We start from the raw sequence: 18,530 nt of genomic DNA, 5'->3' as shown, positions 1-18,530 counted from the left end.
TTCGCGCAGAACGCCCTACTGCTCGCCACGGATGAACGCCGGTTCATCCTCGGTCGAGCGCGCGGCGTCGTAGCGGTAGCCGCCGGAATCGAAATCCTTGATCGCCTCGGCGTCGGTCAGCCGGTTCTGGACGATGAAGCGGGCCATGGCGCCGCGGGCCTTCTTGGCAAAGAAGCTGATAACCTTGGCCTCGCCCTTCTTGGTGTCGAGGAAGGTGGGCGTGATGACCCGCAGCTTGAGCGCGTCGCGGTCGACGGCGCCGAAATACTCCTGGCTGGCGCAGTTGACCAGGATGTCGGTGTCCACCTCTTCGGCGTAGCGGTTGAGCGCCTTCGACAGGCGGTCGCCCCAATAATCATAGAGCGATTTGCCGCGCTCGGTTTTGAGGCGGCTGCCCATTTCCAGACGGTAGGGTTCGATATTGTCCAGCGGGCGCAAGAGGCCGTAGAGACCCGAGAGAATGCGTAGGTGATCCTGCGCCCAGTCGAGTTCGTCAGCATCGAGCGACCCGGCCTCGAGCCCCTGGTAGGTGTCGCCGGCGAAGGCGAGCGCGGCGGGCTTCTTGTCCTGGCTGCCGAAATTGCTGAACCGCTCGGCATTGAGTTTCGCGAGATCGTCGGAGATGCCCATGAGCTTTTTCAGATCGGCCTGGCTAAGGTCGCGGGCCACGTCGGCCAGGGCGTGCGCGTCCTTGGCGAAGGCGGGGCCGGTGGGATGGATCCCCTCGGCCGGGGACATGTCCATTTTCTTGGCAGGCGAGACGACGACGAGCATATGTGACCCTTGAGAAATTAAGCTTTCTGGGGATCTAGGGCGTTTCGAGGAAAAATGGAATCGCCAATACCCTGTCACGCCTTCGGCGTTCTCGGGACATTGGCGATACTCTGGTCATGTTGTCCTCGAAACACCTCAGTCCGCCGCGTGCAGAACGTCCAGAAAGGCGGGGCCGAAACGCTCGGTCCTTTTGTCGCCCAAGAGGCGTTCGAGGTCGCCGAGGTCGCGGGGTTTCGAGGCGGCGACGCGGGCCAGAAGGCTGGCGGAACACGAGAGCGGCTTTTCAATGCCGTCCTCGCCGCGTTGGAGGTTGGACTGCACCTCGAGCAGGCGGTCATAGACCGTGCCGGTTTCGCGGCCTGCCAGCTTGCGGCGGGTGGGGTGCATCGTTTCGGCCTCGCCGTTGATGACCTCCAGGAAGGCGGCGCCGTATTGTTCCAGCTTCTTGGAGCCGACGCCCGAGATGCGCGCCATGTCGTCGAGCGTGCGGGGCCGGGTTTCGGCCATCTCGATCAGGGTGCGGTCGTTGAAGACGATGTAGGCGGGCATCCTCGCGGCCTCGGCCAGCGCGCGGCGCTTGGCCTTGAGCGCCGACAGGAGCGGCGCGTCCTCTTCGGCGACCAGCGTCTTGGCGGCGGGGCGGCGGGATTTGGGCGCGAGGGTGTCGCGGCGCAGGGTGATGTCCTGTTCGCCCTTCAGGATCGGGATGGCCCGTTCGGTCATGCGCAGGGCGCCGTGGCGTTCGGGATCGGGGCGGATCAGGTCGTGACCCATCATCTGGCGAAAGATCCCCTGCCACGTGCGGCGGTCGGTGTCGCGGCCGACGCCGAAGGTGGGCAGGCCGTCATGGCCGCGGGCGCGGATCTTGTCGGTTTCGTTGCCGGTCAGGATGTCGATCAGGTGGCCCGCGCCGAAGAATTCATCCGTGCGCAGGATGGCCGAGAGCGCCTTGCGCACGTCCTGCGTGCCGTCGAAGGTTTCGGGCGGTGTGGTGCAGGTGTCGCAATTGTCGCACGGGGCCGGGTCCTCGCCGAAATAGCGCAAGAGCGCCTGGCGGCGGCAGGCGTGGGTTTCGGCAAGGCCCAGGAGGGCGTTCAGGCGGGCGTGATCGGCGGCGCGGCGCTCGGGCGGGGCGAGCCCCTCGTCGATCTGGGACCGGCGCAGGCGGATGTCGTCGGGGCCGAAGAGCGTGAGCGTGTCAGCGGCCGCGCCGTCGCGGCCGGCGCGGCCGATTTCCTGGTAATAGGCCTCGATCGATTTGGGCAGGTCGGCATGGGCGACCCAGCGGATGTCGGGCTTGTCCACCCCCATGCCGAAGGCGATGGTGGCGACCACCACCAGCCCGTCCTCGGTGCTGAAGCGGTGTTCGACATGGCGGCGGTCGTCGGGGTCCATGCCGCCGTGATAGTGACAGGCGCTGTGGCCGTCCTCGCGCAGGGCCTTGGCCAGCGTTTCGGTCTTGGCGCGGGTGCCGCAATAGACGATGCCGGACTGGCCTTTGCGAGCGGCGGCGAAGCTGAGGATCTGCTGGCGGGGGCTGTCCTTGGCCGAGAAGGCGAGCGTGATGTTGGGCCGGTCGAAGCCGCGCAGGAAGGTTTCGGGCTGCTGGCCTTCGAACAGTTTCTCGACGATTTCGGCGCGGGTTTCGGCGTCGGCGGTGGCGGTGAAGGCGGCCAGCGGCACGTCGAGGGCACGGCGCAACTCGCCGATGCGCAGGTAATCGGGGCGGAAGTCGTGGCCCCACTGGCTGACGCAATGCGCCTCGTCCACCGCGATCAGGCTGACACCGATGCGGCGCAGCATCCCGATGGCGGACCCGGCGGCGAGGCGTTCGGGGGCGATATAGAGGAGTTTGAGGCGGCCTTGGTCGAGGGCCTCCCAGACGGCCTGGGTCTCTTCCTCGGTATTGCCGGAGGTGAGCGCGCCGGCCTCGACCCCCGCAGCCCTGAGCGCGCGGACCTGGTCGCGCATGAGCGCGATCAGGGGGGAGATGACGACGGTGACGCCGTCGCGCAGGAGGGCAGGGAGTTGATAGCACAGGGATTTGCCGCCGCCGGTCGGCATGATGGCAAGGGTGTTGGACCCTTCCGCGACGGTCTGGACGATCTCTTCCTGGCCGGGACGGAAAGCGGAGAATCCGAAGACGTCTTGCAGCAGCGTGGCAGCGCTTTGCATGGGAAACCTGTAAGATTTTAGTTTTCTGCTCTTACGGGTGACAGTCCCACACTAAGGAATCGTAAACAAGTCCCGGATGAGCGTTGGTTGCGCGGAATCAAGGCCGAAGGCCGCCGCGTCATCGCCAGACCGCCCGGACGGGCTGGCGATTGGGTAACGTGTGCGCGTCGATTTGAAGTTCTGCGGATGCGCGGCCTTATGTATCAACCGCACCAAGCATAACACACTGTATTCCTGTATTGATTCCCCATGCAGGACAGAACCATAAACAACGTGCTATTAGAACTGCACAAGGACATGACGCGCAACGGCCTAGACGGCTTGCCCCATGTCGAGGCGCTGCTAACCCTGCGTGGCGTTGATCTGCCCTGCTACCCAAAGCGCCTGCCCACCAATGGGCAGTACAAGGGCCGCATGAGGCGTATGGTGCTTGCGGCTATCAAAGAGGGGCACAACACACCACGCGGCATCACACTGACCCTAGAAGCGCCTGACGTGCCCTACACGCTCATGTATCACCGGGTTTATCAGGCGTTGCTGCGGCTTGAGCGTAGGGGGATGGTGCGGCGCGAGGGGCGGGTGTGGGTACTACAGCTTTAGGCAAGAGCCAGCATCATCTAATATGCCTTGTGCGGTGTGCCTGCTTAAAATCTTATGCGGGACCATAACGGCAGGCCTGCCACCGTCATGGCGCCATTTGGGGTGCTTTGATCCGCCGCTCTTGTAGTATCCAAGCCGCTTGAGTTCCTTGATCACCTGCTTTTGAAAACCGTCTACCAATTATCAAGCAACGGCTGCGTTTTTGTTCCCGCCCTGCCAGATGATTGTCGGGATCAAGTCCTTGATCCGCTTCTGCGCAATTTCCTTGGGCTTGATGTGATTTTCCACAATAAAATCGGTCGCATTATCTCGCATAATGCGCTCAAACTCTTCCAGAGTCTCGGCTTCAATGTGAAGCCCCACGATGTCACTTTCCGAAACGAACACGCCAGCGTCTTCATCCCAGATTGCCTTAATGTAGAACGTGCGATTTTTCACAGTTGCTCTCCCACTAGTGCCGCTCTTTGCCCCTCGAACGCTCCCCTTGTGCACCGGGAATATGGTCAAGATATGGCTCTTTGTGGTGATTTGGCAATAGGTAAGTTAATTTTACCTAAATCGACCGCGGCCAATTTATGCCGCCCGCTGCCAATACCCCTTCCAATTCCGGCTAACCGGCGCGTCCATAGCATTACTGACCAGACGGTGCGCCAGTTCGCCGTTATCGCTGCGGCGATTGTCTTCCAGCCACGCGGCGTGGTTCGCATACTGGATCAGGTATTGCGGGCTGACACCGTGGTGCTGTCCGTCGATCATGCGGCGCAGGCGCGAGAAATAGCTTTCCGCCATATTGGTGTGCTTGCCGTGGTCGCTGTAGCATTCGCTGTGGTTCACGCGGTCCACGTTCCAGCCCGCGTGCAGCAGGTCCCAATGGCTTGCTTCGTCGGCTGACATGGTGGCCATGCGGCACACGTTCTCGTTTGCCAGCGCAACGCCTTCGCCTTCGTCCATGCTGACAAATGGCAGGGTGCGGCCTGTACGTTCGCGCAGGGCGATAACGACACGGCGCTTTCCGGTCTGGTGGATTTTCAAGCGGCGGTCCTTGCGGTTTTCCTTGCGGTTCGCAGGGCGAACGTGACCGCCAAAGTATGCACCATCAATTTCAACGTGGCCTTCCAGCACTTCGCCGGTCTGGACCTCTTGCGCCATTGCCTCGCGCAGCTTGTGGGCTAGCACAAACGCGGTCTTGTATTGGCAGTCCAGATCGCGGGAAAGCTGCACCATCGAAACACCCTTCGAGGCGTTCACAAGGATGCAGATTGCGGCCAGAAGGTCCACAAAGTCCATCTTGCGGCTGGCGAAGATAGTGCCAGACGTGACGCTAAATTGGTGGTGGCAGTTCTTGCACTTGAACTTGCGGCGCGTGGTGATGTTGTAGGTTTCACCGTGGCTGCAACGCGGGCAAACCGCCTCGCCCTTGGTTTCGGGCCAGCGCATTTCACAGAACGCTTTGTAAGCCGCATCCTCGCCGCCCTTGTAGATCTGGCGAAGGCTGAGGGTGCGGGACGCTGCTGAGAGAAGAAAGTGCTGTGCCATGATACTGTTTCCGTTATGTTAATAACGGATATAGTAAGATGACATACTGTATTCAATACCCTATATACTAAAAAGATAGGTTATTAACGGAGTCGGTATGCCACAGCAAACAGAATGGGAAGCCAAGGCGGCAGGATTGCTCAAGGCTGAGTTGAAAAGAAAAGGCGTGACATACGCGGGGCTTGTTGAAAGGCTGGCAGCTATTGGAATCGAAGAAAAAGAGGTGAACGTCGCCAACAAGCTATCCAGAGGGAAGTTTTCGGCGGCGTTCCTGCTGCAATGTTTAAGCGTTTTACAGACGGGTACTTTGCACTTGGACTAGTGATTGGCGGTGCTGTCGTCCTTATTCTCGCCCTGTTGGTTTCGGAGTATGGAGCGGGCTGCTATTTCTCCCCCCAAAACGCCAATTCCTATCAGGGCCAAAGCATACAGCCAGAGGACCGCTGCTGGATAATCCCGCCCGCCGTCTATCTCGAAGACACGCTCGCTCAATGGATTATGGCCATATTGACCATCGCTGCCGTTTGGATGCTTTGGCGAACCCTGAACCTGACCAGGGGCGCCAATGAGGCTGCTGTCAAAGCTGCTACTGCTGCCCTTGAAGCTAACAAAATCATGCGCCAAGAACAGCGGCCTTGGCTTCGCTTTACCTTGGAGCCAAGTGGCGACCTTAACAGGACGCACCACCTGTTTACCGTTCCGGCTATCTGGACGATAGACAACTTTACGAACTTTCCGGCGATTGACGTTCAAAGGCACTTCTTTTGCATCCAGAAGGGCGCAATCGCTCCGCATGAAGAAACGGCCGCAGCCCTGGTCGCAATTGCTCGCTCCAGAATTTTGAACGATGGCGAAGTTATCTACCCCGGAAAGGCTTTTCCAATAGACGCGGGGTGGCAGATGGAGATTGACCCCGGAATGATCGACCCGACCTATTTTATCTTCGGCGTAACATACAGATCGCATTGGGGCGGGGAAGACGTCTTTTACAACCTTGAGGTTTTTCATACTTGGTCCGCAAGAAAAGGCGGCTTCCACATTGAAAGAATAGAGAAAGGCCAGCGCATAGGTTAGCTTAATCACCGCTCAGCCCTCCGGCTGGTGCGGTTGATACATAAGGCCGCGGATGCGACAGGGATAAAGTGCCCTGAAGACCTGTCAGGTCGCCAGCCCGCGGTCTGGCGATGGCGCGTCTATCCGCAGTAGCCCAAGGGGCGCCCGTTGCACAGGAGTTCCGGCAGGATGAAGTCGCGCAGCGAAATCAGCGCGACGAAGGCCACCAGAGGCGCGAGGTCGAGGGGGCGGGTGTCGGGCAGGATGCGGCGGATGGGTTCGTAGATCGGCTCCAGCAGGCGGTTCAGGCCGTACCAGATCTGGGCCACGAACTGTTGGCTGAGGTTCAGGACCTGGAAATTGATCAGCCAGCTCATGATGATGTGGATGATCATGATGAAGAACACCACGTCCAGAATGAGCCCGATGGGACCTGCGATTGCCTGCATCTAAAGAACCTCTTGCTTGCTGCGCGGAATAAAGCGTCCTGCCGTTAACCTGAGGTATCAGATAAAGGCAGGGTGCGCGCAACACTCAATCGTCGCGCTGCGCACGACCAATAACTGCGATCCAGGTTTTTGGCCGCACGCTTCAGGTAAGCGTCATGCCGGTATTCCGCAAGCTTTACGCGAGGTTGTGGTTGACGTATGCCGCGCCCGCGTCAAGACCAACGGGAAAAGGAGCGCCCGATGTATCCTGTCGTCCGCATGTTCTGGCAGCTTTATAAGCACCGCAATTCGCCGCCGCTGGCGCCGACCGACACGCACGTGTCGCGGCATGTCTGCTTGCCGTGGGATATCGACCTGTGGATGGAGTTGAACAATGGGCGCACGCTGACGCTGTATGATCTGGGGCGCATCCCGCTGGCGCGGCGGGCGGGGCTGGTCGGCGTGCTGAGGAAGAACCGCTGGGGTCTGACCATGGCGGGGGCGAGCGTGCGGTATCGCCGCCGGATCAGGATGTTCGAGACGGTCGAGATGCGGTCCCGCGCGGTGTGGTGGGACGCGCGGTTCGTCTATCTGGAACAGTCGATGTGGAAAGCGGATGGCGAGTGCGCCAATCACATCGTCTATCGCTCGGCCGTGACGGGCAAGGACGGGATTGTGCCGCCCGAGACGGTGATGGCGGCGCTGGGCAAGACGGTGGAGCGGCCCGAGGCGCCCGAGTGGGTGACCGCGTGGATCGAGGCGGATGCCAAGCGGCCCTGGCCGCCGATGCAGGACTGACGCGGAAAGCCCAAGGAAAGGCTTGCCACCGGACCCCGAACCGCGTTTGATCGCGGCGAGGCGAGGGGGCAAGATGGCAGACGTTTCAGCACGCAAGCGGATCTGGGGCTGGTTCTTTTTCGACTGGGCCAGCCAGCCCTATCACACCCTGTTGGTGACCTTCGTGTTCGGGCCGTTCTTTGCGGCTGTCGCCTCGAACTATTTCCTTGGTACCGGGCTGGAAGAAGAGGCGGCGGATGCGCGGGCCCAGACCTTGTGGTCATGGTGCCTGGCGCTGTCGGGGCTGGTCATCGCCTTTGGTGCGCCGATCATGGGCGCGATGGCGGATTCCGCCGGGCGGCGTATTCCGTGGATGGTTTTCTTTTCGGTGCTCTATGTCGTCGGCGCGGCGGGCCTGTGGTGGACGGCGCCGGACGGGTCGAACATGATCGCGATGCTGGTGATGTTTGGGATCGGCTTTATCGGGGCGGAGTACGCGCTGATCTTCGTAAATTCGCAACTGCCCTCGGTGGCGACGGCGGAAGACGTGGGGTCGACATCGGGCAGCGGGTTCGCCTTTGGCTATCTCGGCGGGCTGGCTTCGCTGGCGATCATGCTGGTGTTCTTTCAGACCATGGACGGGGGACGCACAATCGTCGGGCTGGAACCGGCGCTGGGACTGGATGCCGCGCAGGACGAGGACAAGCGCATCGTCGGGCCACTGGCGGCGGCCTGGTACGTGGTGTTCATGATCCCCTATTTCCTGTGGGTGCGCGATGCGGACACCGCGCCCAAGGGTACGGGGTTCGTCGGTGCGATGGCTTTGCTGAAGAAATCGGTGGCGAACCTGCCCAACCGCAAAAGCCTGCTGGCCTACCTGGGATCGTCGATGTTCTATCGCGACGCGCTGAACGGGCTTTACAGTTTCGGGGGCACTTATGCGACGCTGGTGCTGGACTGGTCGATCGTGAGGGTGGGGATCTTCGGGATCGTCAGCGCCGTTGCCGCGGCGGCCTTCAGCTGGGTCGGCGGCAGGCTGGACAAGCGATACGGGCCGAAGCCGGTGATCGTGGTGGCGGTGTGGATCCTGATCGGGGTGTGCATCACCATCGTCAGCATGGACCGCACGATGTTCTTCGGCATCCCGCTGGAGGAGGGCTCGGCCCTGCCGGACATGGTGTTCTTCGGCTGCGGTATCCTGATCGGTGGCCTGGGTGGCACGCTGCAATCGGCCAGCCGGTCGCTGATGGTGCGCCACACGGACCCGGCGGTGCCGACCGAAAGCTTTGGTCTTTACGGGCTGTCGGGGCGGGCAACGGCGTTCGTGGCCCCCGCATTGATCGGTCTGGTGACCTATATCAGCGAAAGCGCGCGAATTGGGGTCACGCCCCTTATTCTTCTTTTCCTCGTGGGGTTGATCTTGCTACGCTGGGTTCAGGCAAAAGGGGATAGTGAAACATGGTCCGTATCGTAAAGCCGGTCCTGCTGGCGCTGGTGCTGGCAGGCTGTGGCGGGTCCACCGCAGAACAGGAGAGCGTCCAGCCCGCGGTGCTGTCGACGCAGAACATCCCGGCAGACATGCGCGGGGTGCAGGCGAAACAGCTGTTCGGCGCCAAGCGGGGCGGCTCGCAGCAGGCCGCGCGGCCCTTTGGCGGCTATGCCAAGGGATGCGTGGCGGGCGGTGTGCAACTGCCCGAGACCGGGCCGACATGGCAGGCGATGCGCCTGAGCCGGAACCGCAACTGGGGCCATCCCGAGGTCATCGACTTCGTGCAGAAACTGTCGCGCTTTGCCGCGACGCAGCCGGGGTGGAACGGACTTTACGTGGGCGACATCAGCCAGCCGCGCGGCGGGCCGATGCTGACCGGGCATCGCAGCCACCAGATGGGGCTGGACGTGGATATCTGGCTGCGGCCGGCGAACAACCTGAACCTCAGCCGGGCGCAGCGCGAAAGCCTGTCGTCGATTTCGCTGCGGCGGGCGAACGGGGCCTATACCAATGACAATTACAACCGGACGCATCACGAGATCATGAAGGCCGCGGCGAAGGACCCGCGTGTGGCGCGGATTTTCGTCTTTCCCGGCGCCAAGGTGCGGATGTGCGAGGAAGAGACCGGCGACCGCAGCTGGCTGCGCAAGATCCGGCCGTGGTACGGGCACCACTATCATTTCCACGTGCGGCTGAAATGTCCGCGCGGGGCGAAGGGCTGTGTCGATCAGGCCGCGCCCCCCGCCGGGGATGGCTGCGCCGATGCGCGGCAGTGGCAGAGGAATATTTTGAACCCGCCGCCGCCCGACCCCGACGCGCCGCCGCCCAAGCCGCGCCGTGAGCTGACCATGGCGGACCTGCCGGCGCAGTGCCTGGGCGTGCTGCAATCGGAGTAAGGCCTTGCGGTTCTGCCGCAAAGTGACTAGGCGCAGGCCCCTGATATAGACGCGTATCGGGGGCCTGTGCGCATGACACCCAAGATCCTTCCCGGCGTTCTGGCGATGGCGGCGATCGTCGTCGCGTCGAACATCCTGGTGCAGTTCCTGTTCGGCCAGTGGCTGACATGGGGGGCGTTCACCTATCCGCTGGCCTTCCTGGTGACGGACGTGATGAACCGTGTTTATGGCCGCGCGGCGGCACGGCGCGTGGTGCTGGCGGGCTTTGTCGTGGGGCTGATCTGTTCGTTCATCGGCACGCAGATTTCGGGCGAGTTCGGCCCCTTGGTGACGGTGCGGATCGCGCTTGGCTCGGCCGTGGCGTTTCTGACCGCGCAGCTTTTGGATATCGCGGTGTTCGACCGGTTCAGGGCTGGTGCCTGGTGGCGGGCGCCGGTGGTGTCGTCGCTGATCGGGGGCAGCGTGGACACGGGCCTGTTCTTTACCATCGCGTTTTCGGCCAGCCTGACATTCCTGGAGCCGGGCAATGACGTTAGCTGGGCCGGCGAGGCGCTGCCGCTGTTGGGTGCAGGCCCGGTGGTGCCGCTCTGGGTGTCGCTGGCGGTGGCGGACTGGCTGGTGAAGCTGGTGCTGGCAATTTTGGCACTTGTGCCGTTTCGCATCATCGTGGGGTCACTTAGTGGCAGGACCACATGATTTTGTTTTGACAAACGCGAAATCTGTGGCAGGCTACCTTTGAGTTCAACAGCTGAAAGGAGGTGATCCAGTGTCTATAAAGGGATTGGAGAGAGGTGTCGGAACAGTCAGGGAGGTTCGTGTCTGAGGCAGCCCTTGGGCGCGTGAACACCCGGATTGGCAGGGCCTAACCGACCTCGCCTCCGAAACTTTTAGAAGGGCCGCTCCACGAGGTTGGGGCGGCCCTTTTAGTGTGAAAATGGCGCGTCGGTATCGCGTCGGTATTTAAAGCGTTTCGCGATAAACCTGAAACGCTGCTTATCGAGAAACGCCGCGCAACATTCAAGCGTTGCACGCGTTTCGCCTTTAGCTGATTCCTCAGGTCAAAGGCGAAACGCTTTGAGTGGCATCGCGTCAGTGCTATTTGACAGGGCATCATGAAGATCAACGACAAGATCACCATCGAGGATTGGGAGCTGACCGAGCAGTTCACCCGCGCGTCCGGGCCGGGCGGGCAGAACGTGAACAAGGTGTCCTCGGCGGTGGAGTTGCGGTTCGAGGCGGATCGCTCGCCGAACCTGCCCGACCCGGTGAAACGGCGGCTGCGGCGGCTGGCCGGGCGGCGCTGGACCAAGGACGGCGCGGTGGTGCTACAGGTGTCGGAGGAACGCAGCCAGGCCCGCAACCGCGAGATCGCGCGGGAGCGGCTGGCGGACCTGATCGTCAAGGCGTGTGAAAAGCCGAAGCGGCGCATCCCGACGAAAGTGTCGAAGAACCAGAAGCGCAAGCGGGTGGAGGCGAAGAAGAAGCGGGCGGAAGTGAAGGCGTTGAGGGGGAAGGTGGACGGCGTTTGATGCGCCGTGTGCAGGACGCGTGGGTTTTCGCCCACCCTACGCGGGTTTGATCGCAACGCCCCGCGTGGTGGCGGCGCCCAGCAGGCGGCCGATCTGGGCTTGGCTGCTGTAGAATCCCGGGCCGGTTTTGCGGTCCCTGATGTCGTGGCCGGTGAAGACCGCGAGGCCGTCCGTCTTGGCGATGAGGTCGAGCAAGTGGTGCTGCCGGCGCCAGCCGGGGAAGGCCTTGTGCTGCATGTCGGCGAAGCCGAGGTTGTCGAGACAGCGGGAGGGCGGGATTTCCGAATAGATGCGGCTGGCGGGGTTGGTGTGGTCGAGGCTGCGGGGGCCGGCGGCGCGGATGACCTCGAAGCGGGAGGCGAGGGCCGCGCGGGTCTCGGGCGTGGAAGCGTGGAAGGGGCAGGCGAAGGTGCGTGCCGGGAAGCCTGCCGCGCGATGTTCCGCTATGGCAAGGTCTACTTCGTGTTCGAGCCAGTGGTCGAGGCCGTGGGTTGCGAGGTACGATTTCAGTTTCGGGTGCGTGCGGGTGTGGCAGGCGATCTCGTGACCGTCGGATTGCAGGAGGTGCAGGCCTTCGATCTGGTCCGGCATGGCCGTGTGCAGGTGCGACACGCAGAAGGTGACGCGGGCGTCATGGGCGTCGAACACGGGTCGGGCGGCGACCCAGTTTGCGACGAACAGATCGTCGAAGGTGAGGCAAAGCGTGCCGGGCAAGTGCGGTCCCCCATGCGACTAAGGTCTTGATGCGCGAGACGCCTCGCGTCTGTCAATTTATACTGCGCATCGGTCTTGGAGGGTTCGGGGCCGTGCGGTAGGATCGGGCCAACCCAAGGAGGAGACGTGTCATGCAGATGAGTGGCGAGCGCGAGATCGCGGCGGACCGGGAGACGGTCTGGGCCGCACTGATGGAACCCGAAGTTCTGAAGGAATGCGTGCCGGGCGCGCAGGAGGTCACGGGCAACCCGCAGGACGGGTACGAGGCGACGGTGACACAGAAGGTCGGGCCGGTGAAGGCCACGTTCAAGGGCATGGTGACGTTCAGCGAGATGACCCAGCCCGAGAGCCTGCGCCTGGAAGGCGAGGGCAAGGGCGGGGCCGCGGGCTTTGCCAAGGGCGCGGCGGATGTTCGGCTGGAAGAGGTCGAGGGCGGCACGAAGCTGAGCTATGACGTGGAGGCGAAGGTGGGTGGCAAGCTGGCGCAGCTTGGCAGCCGGATCGTGGACGGGTTTGCCAAGAAGATGGCCGACCAGTTCTTTTCCAACCTCGAGGATGTCATCGAGGGGCCGAAGGAGGACGAGCCGGAAGAGCAGGCCGAGAAGAAAGGTTGGCTGAAGCGGATGATCTCGAAGGGGTGAGAGTTCGTTTCATGTCGGGTTGATTGCGTCCCCGTCGGAGCCTCCGGCGGGGATATTTTTGGCCAGAGGAAAAGGGGGCGCGTGATCGTTGCGCGCGCGCCGCCTTTATTTGAAGTGTCAGGCCAAAGGCGGGACACTTTATTTCCGGCGCGGTCCGTTCTGGCGGATGAGTTCGGCGATGCGGCTGCCGATGGCGTCGGACCCCTTGGGTGACGGGTGGATGAGGTCGACCGCGTGGTAGGTGCGGTCGCCGGGCGGGACGACATCGCTCATCGGGATGAAGTGCACGCCGCGGTCGAGCGCGGCGAGGCGGGCCATGCGGGCGTCCATCTCGCGGCCCTCGTCGACGCAGCCTTCGATGGGGGAGCGCACGCCGGGGGTGTGCAGGTAGCCCACCATCACCACGTTGGCGCCAGTCTTGCGCATTTTCGACACGAAACCGGGGATGACGCCGGTGGTACCGTCGTCGGAGATCAGCCGGTCGATGCGGCGGTCGCAAAGCCCGCAGCCGCAGCCGAAGAGAATGTCGTTGCCGCCGCCGTTCATCACGATCCAGTCCCAGTTGCCGGCGCGGAATTGTTTCGTGATGTTCATGCCGGCCGCGCCCGAGATGGGCAGGGAATAGAGGAAGCGGGCGCCGGACACGGAGCGGTCGATGACCGGCTCGCCCAGGCGGCGTTCCATGGCGTGAGAGACGGATTTCCCGGCCGTGCCGTGAAAGGCCATCATGGAGTCGCCCATGAGAAGGATACGGGAGTTGTCGGCACGCGTCACCGACTCGGTGCAGGCACCGAGCGCAAATATGATGAGCGGCCAGACAAAATGAGAGAGGCGTTTCATGTCTGTCCTGCGATTTTCTTGATGCGCATGCATCATGCGCCCCCAACCGCGGACAGAATTCCCGCTTGAGACGAGTCGTGCAATGCAAAATGTGGAAACGATACGTTTTATTTGGGGCGGCATGGGTTTCGGCGCGCAGGAATGCACAAGGGGTTGTGTTTCCGTACCGGCTTGCGCCGGGTCGCGGCCGGATTACTTTGCCGCGAATGACGAAAGAAGGAGCGCGGGACATGGCAGCGTTTATCGAGGTGAGCGGCCTGGAGAAGACCTTTGACGACGGGTTCCAGGCCTTGAAGGGCGTGGACCTGGAGATCCGCGAGGGCGAGATCCTGGCGCTGTTGGGGCCCAACGGCGCGGGAAAGACGACGCTGATTTCGGCGCTGTGCGGGATCACGACGCCCACGGGCGGGACGGCGCGCGTCGGCGGGCATGATATCGCCGAGGAGTATCGCGCGGCGCGGTCGCTGGTGGGACTGGTGCCGCAGGAGATCGCGCTGGAGCCGTTCGAGAAGGTGATCAACACGGTGCGGTTTTCGCGCGGCCTCTTTGGCAAGGGGCGTGACGAGGCGCTGGTGGAGAAGATCCTGCGGCAGCTGAGCCTGTGGGACAAGCGCACCAACCAGGTCAAGGAACTGTCGGGCGGCATGAAGCGCCGGGTGCTGATCGCCAAGGCGCTGGTGCACGAGCCGCGTGTTCTGTTCCTGGACGAGCCGACCGCCGGCGTCGATGTGGAGCTGCGCCGCGATATGTGGGAGGTGGTCGAAGGGCTGCGGCAGGACGGGGTGACAATCATCCTGACCACCCATTACATCGAGGAGGCCGAGGCGATTGCCGACCGGGTGGCGGTGATCAACAAGGGCGAGATCCTGCTGGTCGAGGACAAGGCCGCGCTGATGCAGCGGATGGGGCGCAAGAGCTTGCGGATCGATCTGGTCGAGCCGGTGGAGGCGGTGCCCGAGAGCCTGTCGGATTACGACTTGTGGAAGAGCCCGGACGGCCAGAGCCTGACCTATACTTATGACACCAATGCCGAGCGGACGGGGATTGCGCGGCTGGTGCGCGAACTGACGGAGGCGGGCTTGGTGATCCGCGATATTCAGACCAGCCAGTCGAGTTTGGAAGAGATCTTCGTGGGGCTGGTGAAGGAGGATGCGGCATGAATTTTCTGGCCATTGCAGCGATCTACAAGTTCGAGATGCAGCGGTTCTTTCGCACCCTGCTGCAAAGTTTCGTGTCGCCGGTGATCTCGACCTCGCTTTACTTCGTGGTGTTCGGCGCGGCCATCGGCAGCCGGATCGACCAGGTGGAGGGCGTGAGTTACGGCGCGTTCATCGTGCCGGGGCTGATCATGCTGTCGGTGATCACGCAGGCGATTTCAAACGCCTCCTTCGGGATCTATTTCCCCAAGTTCATCGGCACGATCTATGAATTGCTGTCGGCGCCGGTGAACTTCCTGGAGATCGTGATCGGGTATGTGGGGGCCGCCGCCACCAAGGCGCTGTTCATCGGGGTGGTGATATTGGCGACCTCGGCGTTGTTCGTGGACGTGGAAATACAGCATCCGGGCGCGATGGTGGTGTTTCTGCTGTTGACCTGCATCAGTTTCGCGCTGTTCGGGTTCATCATCGGGATCTGGGCGCAGAATTTCGAGCAGTTGCAGTTGGTGCCGCTGCTGATCGTGACGCCGCTGGTGTTCCTGGGGGGCTCGTTCTACTCGATCTCGATGCTGCCGCCGTTCTGGCAGACGGTGACGCTGTTCAATCCGGTGGTCTACCTGATCTCGGGGTTCCGCTGGGCGTTCTTCGGGCAGGCGGACGTGTCCATCGGGCTGAGCCTGCTGGCGATTGCGGGGTTCACGGCGCTGTGCCTGTTCCTGATCTGGCGGATCTTCAAGACGGGGTACCGGATCAAGAGTTGAGGAGAGCGCGCCTGGGTTGGCGTCGGGAGGCGCGTGGGTTTTCACCCACCCTACGCAGGATGGGCGCCGTCCTGGGAGAGGGCGGCGGCGGTCTGACCCTGCGTCGTATTCGTGGCTTTCTTGCCCGTCGGCCCTATTGATACGCGCCGCCACCTTGTTTGTCGCGCGCGGGCATTCTACATGCCCCTCCATGAAGCGATTTATCCCGTTTTTGAAAAGCGACCCGCTGGTGTCGGTTATCCGCCTGTCGGGTACGATTGGCGCAGGGTCCCGGATGCCCCTGAGCGACGAGGCGATGGCGCCCGCCATTGAAAAGGCGTTCAGCCGCGGCAAGCCCAAGGCCGTCGCGCTGTTGATCAACAGCCCTGGCGGATCGCCGGTGCAATCTGCGCTGATCGCGGGACGCATCCGGCGGCTGGCCGAGGAAAAGAAAGTGCCGGTTCATGCTTTCGTCGAGGACGTCGCGGCGTCGGGCGGCTATTGGCTGGCCTCGGCGGCGGATGATATCTGGGTCGACGACAATTCGATCGTGGGCAGCATCGGCGTGATCTCGGCGGGCTTCGGCGCGCATGTGTTCCTGGCGCGGCAGGGTGTGGAACGGCGGGTCTACACGGCTGGCAAGTCGAAGAGCACGCTTGATCCGTTCCAGCCCGAGAAGAAGGAAGACGTGGCGCGTCTGAAAGGCATTCTGGAAGAGATGCACGGAAACTTCATCGCGCAGATCAAGGCGCGGCGGGGCGACCGGCTGAGCGAGGACGACGACCTGTTTACCGGCGAGTTCTGGCTGGGTGGCCGGGGTGTCGAGCTGGGGCTGGCCGACGGGGTGGCGCATCTGGTGCCGAAGCTGAAGGAGCTTTACGGCGACAAGGTGCGGTTCGCCACCTACGGCAAGAAAAAGGGCTTTTTCCAGCGGTTCGGGTCTTCGGTGGTCGAGGATGCGTTCGCCTCGGTCGAGGAACGCGCGGCTTTTGCCCGGTTCGGCCTGTGACGTGCTGAGCAAGATCGCCCTCATATTCCTGGCCTTCATCGCAGTGCTGGCGATGTTCGGACGCCTGCGCTTTCCCGGACAGAAAAAGCTGGAGTCGGCCCGTTGCCCGCATTGCAAGCGGTTTCGCATCGGCAAGGGGCCGTGCCAGTGCCGGGAGGGCAAATCCTGATGTGGCCATGGCTGATGTCGGGCTTGGGGTTGCTGATCCTGCTGCTGGCAGGCGATGCGCTTGTGAAGGGCGCGGTGAACCTGAGCCTGCGTGTGGGCATTCCCGCGCTGATCGTCAGCCTGACCATCGTGGCTTTCGGCACCTCGGCGCCTGAACTGCTGATCTCGGTCAACGCGGTGCTGGACAACAAGCCGGGGCTGGCGCTGGGCAACGTGATCGGGTCGAACACGGCCAATATCCTGCTGGTGCTTGGGGTGCCGGCGCTGTTGGCGCCGCTGCACACCTCGGGGTGCAACACGCGCAAGACGTATCTGTTCATGATCGGGGCGACGCTGATCTTCATCGGCATGGCATTCCGGGGTCCGTTCGACATGCTGGCGGGGACGGTTCTGCTGGCCTGCCTTGGGCTGGTGCTGGGCGATGCGTTTCGGGATGCGCGCAACCACCGCAAGGCCGGGGCCGCGGCAGCTGCCGAGGCCGAGGACGAAGAAGAGGTCGAGGGCGCGGACCCCGACATGCCGTGGTGGCAGATCTTCGTCTTTCTGGCGCTGGGCCTTGTGGGGCTGCCGCTGGGCGCGGACCTGCTGGTGGACAATGCGTCGATCATCGCGCGGGAATTCGGCGTCAGCGACGCGGTGATCGGCCTGACGCTGGTCGCGCTGGGCACCTCGCTGCCTGAGCTGGCGACGACGGTGATGGCGGCCTTGCGCAAGCAGGCCGACGTGGCGCTGGGCAACGTCATCGGGTCAAACATGTTCAACCTGCTGGCCATCATCGGGATCACGTCCTTTGTCGGCACGATCCCGGTCGACCCCGAGTTCCTGAAATTCGACCTTTGGGTGATGCTGGGCGCGTCGCTGCTGCTGATCCCGTTCGTGTTCCTGGGCCGGGACATTCACCGGCTGTGGGGCATCGCCTTGACCGTTCTTTACGTGATCTATGTCTTGGTCGTGTTGAGCTGAACGGAGCCCCCGCATGACCGACCAACCCCAGATCCGCCGCGCCCTTGTGACCGGAGGCGGCAAGCGCCTTGGGCGTGCGATGGCGCTGTACCTGGCGGCGCGGGGATATGACGTGGCAGTGCATTACGGCGGCTCGGCCGATGCGGCCGAGGAAACTGCCGGCGAAATCGAGGCGAAGGGGCAAAGGGCCGTGGCCGTGCAGGCGGACCTTCTGGACGAGGATGCGGTACAGGCGCTGATGCCCGAGGCGGCGGCGCGGCTGGGCGGGCCGGTGCATGTGCTGGTGAACAACGCGTCGATTTTCGAGGACGAGACATACGAGACGGCGACGCGGCAAAGCTGGGACCGGCACATGGAATCGAACCTGCGCGCGCCCTTTGCGCTGACGCAGGCGCTGGCGGCGCAGGTGCCGGAGCCGGTCAAGGACGAGAACGGCGAGCCGGTGGCGCAGGGGCTGGTGGTGAACATGATCGACCAGCGGGTGCGCAAGCTGACGCCCTATTTCGCCAGTTACACGATTGCGAAATCGGGCCTGTGGACGATGACGCGCACCGCCGCGCAGGCGCTGGCCCCGCGCGTGCGGGTCAACGGGATCGGGCCCGGACCGACGCTGAAGAGCACCGAGCAGAGCGAAGAACAGTTCTTTGACCAGCGGGCGCGAACGATTCTGAAGCGGGGCGTGAACCCCGAGGATATCACCGCCGCGCTGGGCTATTTCCTGGAGGCAAAGGCGGTCACCGGGCAGCTGATCTGCGTCGATGGCGGGCAGCATCTGGCATGGCAAACGCCGGATGTTCTGGGCGTCGATGTATAGACGCCACGTCAACTTGTTCACGTGCCGCCGGGTGGTTACCGAAGCGTTACAAAAGTTTTAATGTTTTCATATATTTGGGATACCACGGATTTTTTGTGTATTGAAAACAATGCCTTATGTTTGTGCTTAATTTCTGTGCAACTTAACGAAGCAGGTCTAATACAACGAAAAAATCCGGCTGCCCAAAACTTGTCCGCAGAGTTATCCACACGATCGGTGGAGATGTT

Annotated in this window: 23 protein-coding genes; 14 read left to right on the top strand and 9 right to left on the bottom strand. The window is 62.7% G+C overall.

The window, feature by feature from the left end:
• Nucleotides 1-15: 15 nt before the first annotated feature.
• Entirely contained in the window at nucleotides 16-774 is a 759-nt protein-coding gene (yaaA, locus tag RBB18_RS15785) for a peroxide stress protein YaaA (protein ID WP_306112376.1), read from the bottom strand.
• A 135-nt stretch (nucleotides 775-909) separates the two neighbouring features.
• Entirely contained in the window at nucleotides 910-2,949 is a 2,040-nt protein-coding gene (gene recQ, locus RBB18_RS15780) for a DNA helicase RecQ (RefSeq protein WP_306112375.1), read from the bottom strand.
• Nucleotides 2,950-3,198: 249 nt separating this feature from the next.
• On the opposite strand from recQ, the gene RBB18_RS15775 reads away from it, so the two are divergent.
• Entirely contained in the window at nucleotides 3,199-3,549 is a 351-nt protein-coding gene (locus tag RBB18_RS15775) for a hypothetical protein (protein WP_306112374.1), read from the top strand.
• Here the strand turns inward: RBB18_RS15775 and RBB18_RS23200 are convergent.
• The 3 genes from RBB18_RS23200 to RBB18_RS15765 all read right to left on the bottom strand — a co-directional run bounded on the left by RBB18_RS23200 (nucleotide 3,538) and on the right by RBB18_RS15765 (nucleotide 5,085).
• Nucleotides 3,538-3,705 carry a type II toxin-antitoxin system HicA family toxin gene (locus tag RBB18_RS23200; protein ID WP_371931666.1) on the bottom strand — a complete coding sequence of 56 codons (168 nt, stop codon included), beginning with the start codon at nucleotides 3,703-3,705 and terminating at the stop codon, nucleotides 3,538-3,540. The two genes, RBB18_RS15775 and RBB18_RS23200, sit on opposite strands and share 12 nt — an antisense overlap.
• 27 nt (nucleotides 3,706-3,732) lie before the next feature.
• A complete protein-coding gene (locus tag RBB18_RS15770) occupies nucleotides 3,733-3,987 on the bottom strand; it encodes a DUF1902 domain-containing protein (protein WP_306112373.1) in 255 nt (84 codons plus the stop codon).
• A gap of 135 nt (nucleotides 3,988-4,122) precedes the next feature.
• Nucleotides 4,123-5,085, bottom strand: coding sequence for an IS1595 family transposase (locus RBB18_RS15765; RefSeq protein WP_306112372.1), 963 nt, complete (start codon nucleotides 5,083-5,085; stop codon nucleotides 4,123-4,125).
• Nucleotides 5,086-5,182: 97 nt separating this feature from the next.
• On the opposite strand from RBB18_RS15765, the gene RBB18_RS15760 reads away from it, so the two are divergent.
• Nucleotides 5,183-5,407, top strand: coding sequence for a DUF6471 domain-containing protein (locus tag RBB18_RS15760; protein ID WP_306112371.1), 225 nt, complete (start codon nucleotides 5,183-5,185; stop codon nucleotides 5,405-5,407).
• Here RBB18_RS15760 and RBB18_RS15755 read toward each other — a convergent pair.
• Nucleotides 5,404-6,168, bottom strand: a complete 765-nt coding sequence (locus tag RBB18_RS15755) for a hypothetical protein (RefSeq protein ID WP_306112370.1) — start codon at nucleotides 6,166-6,168, stop codon at nucleotides 5,404-5,406. The genes RBB18_RS15760 and RBB18_RS15755 overlap by 4 nt on opposite strands.
• A 110-nt stretch (nucleotides 6,169-6,278) precedes the next feature.
• Nucleotides 6,279-6,587, bottom strand: a complete 309-nt coding sequence (locus RBB18_RS15750; protein WP_152473387.1) for a YggT family protein — start codon at nucleotides 6,585-6,587, stop codon at nucleotides 6,279-6,281.
• 240 nt (nucleotides 6,588-6,827) lie between these two features.
• Here RBB18_RS15750 and RBB18_RS15745 point away from each other — a divergent pair, with 240 nt between their 5' ends.
• From RBB18_RS15745 to arfB, 5 genes are all read left to right on the top strand, one after another.
• Nucleotides 6,828-7,364, top strand: coding sequence for an acyl-CoA thioesterase (locus RBB18_RS15745; RefSeq protein WP_306112369.1), 537 nt, complete (start codon nucleotides 6,828-6,830; stop codon nucleotides 7,362-7,364).
• 73 nt (nucleotides 7,365-7,437) lie between these two features.
• The gene (locus RBB18_RS15740) at nucleotides 7,438-8,817 is read left to right on the top strand and encodes an MFS transporter (protein WP_306112368.1); all 1,380 of its coding nucleotides are present in this window, start codon (nucleotides 7,438-7,440) and stop codon (nucleotides 8,815-8,817) included.
• Nucleotides 8,802-9,728: a penicillin-insensitive murein endopeptidase gene (gene mepA / locus RBB18_RS15735; RefSeq protein WP_306112367.1), complete on the top strand. Its 927-nt coding sequence runs from the start codon at nucleotides 8,802-8,804 to the stop codon at nucleotides 9,726-9,728. The genes RBB18_RS15740 and mepA overlap by 16 nt, the downstream gene beginning before the upstream one ends.
• A 72-nt stretch (nucleotides 9,729-9,800) precedes the next feature.
• Complete coding sequence (locus RBB18_RS15730; RefSeq protein WP_306112366.1) at nucleotides 9,801-10,424, top strand: queuosine precursor transporter; 624 nt, start codon at nucleotides 9,801-9,803, stop codon at nucleotides 10,422-10,424.
• A 416-nt stretch (nucleotides 10,425-10,840) separates the two neighbouring features.
• Entirely contained in the window at nucleotides 10,841-11,257 is a 417-nt protein-coding gene (arfB, locus tag RBB18_RS15725; protein ID WP_371931665.1) for an alternative ribosome rescue aminoacyl-tRNA hydrolase ArfB, read from the top strand.
• Between the two features lie 36 nt (nucleotides 11,258-11,293).
• Here arfB and RBB18_RS15720 read toward each other — a convergent pair whose 3' ends face one another.
• Nucleotides 11,294-11,971, bottom strand: coding sequence for a polysaccharide deacetylase family protein (locus RBB18_RS15720; RefSeq protein WP_103763539.1), 678 nt, complete (start codon nucleotides 11,969-11,971; stop codon nucleotides 11,294-11,296).
• Nucleotides 11,972-12,102: 131 nt separating this feature from the next.
• On the opposite strand from RBB18_RS15720, the gene RBB18_RS15715 reads away from it, so the two are divergent.
• Nucleotides 12,103-12,612, top strand: coding sequence for a CoxG family protein (locus RBB18_RS15715; protein ID WP_103763538.1), 510 nt, complete (start codon nucleotides 12,103-12,105; stop codon nucleotides 12,610-12,612).
• 138 nt (nucleotides 12,613-12,750) lie between these two features.
• Here RBB18_RS15715 and RBB18_RS15710 read toward each other — a convergent pair whose 3' ends face one another.
• Entirely contained in the window at nucleotides 12,751-13,452 is a 702-nt protein-coding gene (locus RBB18_RS15710; protein WP_245890490.1) for an SGNH/GDSL hydrolase family protein, read from the bottom strand.
• 230 nt (nucleotides 13,453-13,682) lie between these two features.
• Between RBB18_RS15710 and RBB18_RS15705 the strand changes: the two genes are divergently transcribed.
• From RBB18_RS15705 to RBB18_RS15680, 6 genes are all read left to right on the top strand, one after another.
• The gene (locus RBB18_RS15705; protein WP_103763682.1) at nucleotides 13,683-14,612 is read left to right on the top strand and encodes an ABC transporter ATP-binding protein; all 930 of its coding nucleotides are present in this window, start codon (nucleotides 13,683-13,685) and stop codon (nucleotides 14,610-14,612) included.
• A complete protein-coding gene (locus RBB18_RS15700) occupies nucleotides 14,609-15,370 on the top strand; it encodes an ABC transporter permease (protein ID WP_103763537.1) in 762 nt (253 codons plus the stop codon). Before RBB18_RS15705 ends, RBB18_RS15700 begins: the two co-directional genes overlap by 4 nt.
• 190 nt (nucleotides 15,371-15,560) lie before the next feature.
• Complete coding sequence (locus tag RBB18_RS15695; RefSeq protein ID WP_306112365.1) at nucleotides 15,561-16,358, top strand: S49 family peptidase; 798 nt, start codon at nucleotides 15,561-15,563, stop codon at nucleotides 16,356-16,358.
• A 1-nt stretch (nucleotide 16,359) separates the two neighbouring features.
• Nucleotides 16,360-16,527: a hypothetical protein gene (locus RBB18_RS15690; RefSeq protein WP_172977391.1), complete on the top strand. Its 168-nt coding sequence runs from the start codon at nucleotides 16,360-16,362 to the stop codon at nucleotides 16,525-16,527.
• Nucleotides 16,527-17,489 carry a calcium/sodium antiporter gene (locus RBB18_RS15685; RefSeq protein ID WP_306112364.1) on the top strand — a complete coding sequence of 321 codons (963 nt, stop codon included), beginning with the start codon at nucleotides 16,527-16,529 and terminating at the stop codon, nucleotides 17,487-17,489. The genes RBB18_RS15690 and RBB18_RS15685 overlap by 1 nt, the downstream gene beginning before the upstream one ends.
• Nucleotides 17,490-17,502: 13 nt before the next feature.
• Nucleotides 17,503-18,303 (top strand): SDR family oxidoreductase, encoded by an 801-nt coding sequence (locus tag RBB18_RS15680; protein ID WP_306112363.1) that lies wholly within the window; start codon nucleotides 17,503-17,505, stop codon nucleotides 18,301-18,303.
• Nucleotides 18,304-18,530: the final 227 nt, after the last annotated feature.

It is taken from the genome of Roseovarius sp. MMSF_3298, assembly GCF_030733705.1.
GTDB lineage: Bacteria > Pseudomonadota > Alphaproteobacteria > Rhodobacterales > Rhodobacteraceae > Roseovarius > Roseovarius confluentis.
This window is presented reverse-complemented; position numbering and strand designations above follow the sequence as displayed.

Coding starts and splice junctions, on each gene's coding strand:
- yaaA (WP_306112376.1), bottom strand. CDS start 774: ATGCTCGTCGTCGTCTCGCCTGCCAAGAAAATGGACATGTCCCCGGCC.
- recQ (WP_306112375.1), bottom strand. CDS start 2,949: ATGCAAAGCGCTGCCACGCTGCTGCAAGACGTCTTCGGATTCTCCGCT.
- RBB18_RS15775 (WP_306112374.1), top strand. CDS start 3,199: ATGCAGGACAGAACCATAAACAACGTGCTATTAGAACTGCACAAGGAC.
- RBB18_RS15765 (WP_306112372.1), bottom strand. CDS start 5,085: ATGGCACAGCACTTTCTTCTCTCAGCAGCGTCCCGCACCCTCAGCCTT.
- RBB18_RS15760 (WP_306112371.1), top strand. CDS start 5,183: ATGCCACAGCAAACAGAATGGGAAGCCAAGGCGGCAGGATTGCTCAAG.
- RBB18_RS15750 (WP_152473387.1), bottom strand. CDS start 6,587: ATGCAGGCAATCGCAGGTCCCATCGGGCTCATTCTGGACGTGGTGTTC.
- RBB18_RS15745 (WP_306112369.1), top strand. CDS start 6,828: ATGTATCCTGTCGTCCGCATGTTCTGGCAGCTTTATAAGCACCGCAAT.
- RBB18_RS15740 (WP_306112368.1), top strand. CDS start 7,438: ATGGCAGACGTTTCAGCACGCAAGCGGATCTGGGGCTGGTTCTTTTTC.
- mepA (WP_306112367.1), top strand. CDS start 8,802: ATGGTCCGTATCGTAAAGCCGGTCCTGCTGGCGCTGGTGCTGGCAGGC.
- RBB18_RS15730 (WP_306112366.1), top strand. CDS start 9,801: ATGACACCCAAGATCCTTCCCGGCGTTCTGGCGATGGCGGCGATCGTC.
- arfB (WP_371931665.1), top strand. CDS start 10,841: ATGAAGATCAACGACAAGATCACCATCGAGGATTGGGAGCTGACCGAG.
- RBB18_RS15715 (WP_103763538.1), top strand. CDS start 12,103: ATGCAGATGAGTGGCGAGCGCGAGATCGCGGCGGACCGGGAGACGGTC.
- RBB18_RS15710 (WP_245890490.1), bottom strand. CDS start 13,452: ATGAAACGCCTCTCTCATTTTGTCTGGCCGCTCATCATATTTGCGCTC.
- RBB18_RS15705 (WP_103763682.1), top strand. CDS start 13,683: ATGGCAGCGTTTATCGAGGTGAGCGGCCTGGAGAAGACCTTTGACGAC.
- RBB18_RS15700 (WP_103763537.1), top strand. CDS start 14,609: ATGAATTTTCTGGCCATTGCAGCGATCTACAAGTTCGAGATGCAGCGG.
- RBB18_RS15695 (WP_306112365.1), top strand. CDS start 15,561: ATGAAGCGATTTATCCCGTTTTTGAAAAGCGACCCGCTGGTGTCGGTT.
- RBB18_RS15685 (WP_306112364.1), top strand. CDS start 16,527: ATGTGGCCATGGCTGATGTCGGGCTTGGGGTTGCTGATCCTGCTGCTG.
- RBB18_RS15680 (WP_306112363.1), top strand. CDS start 17,503: ATGACCGACCAACCCCAGATCCGCCGCGCCCTTGTGACCGGAGGCGGC.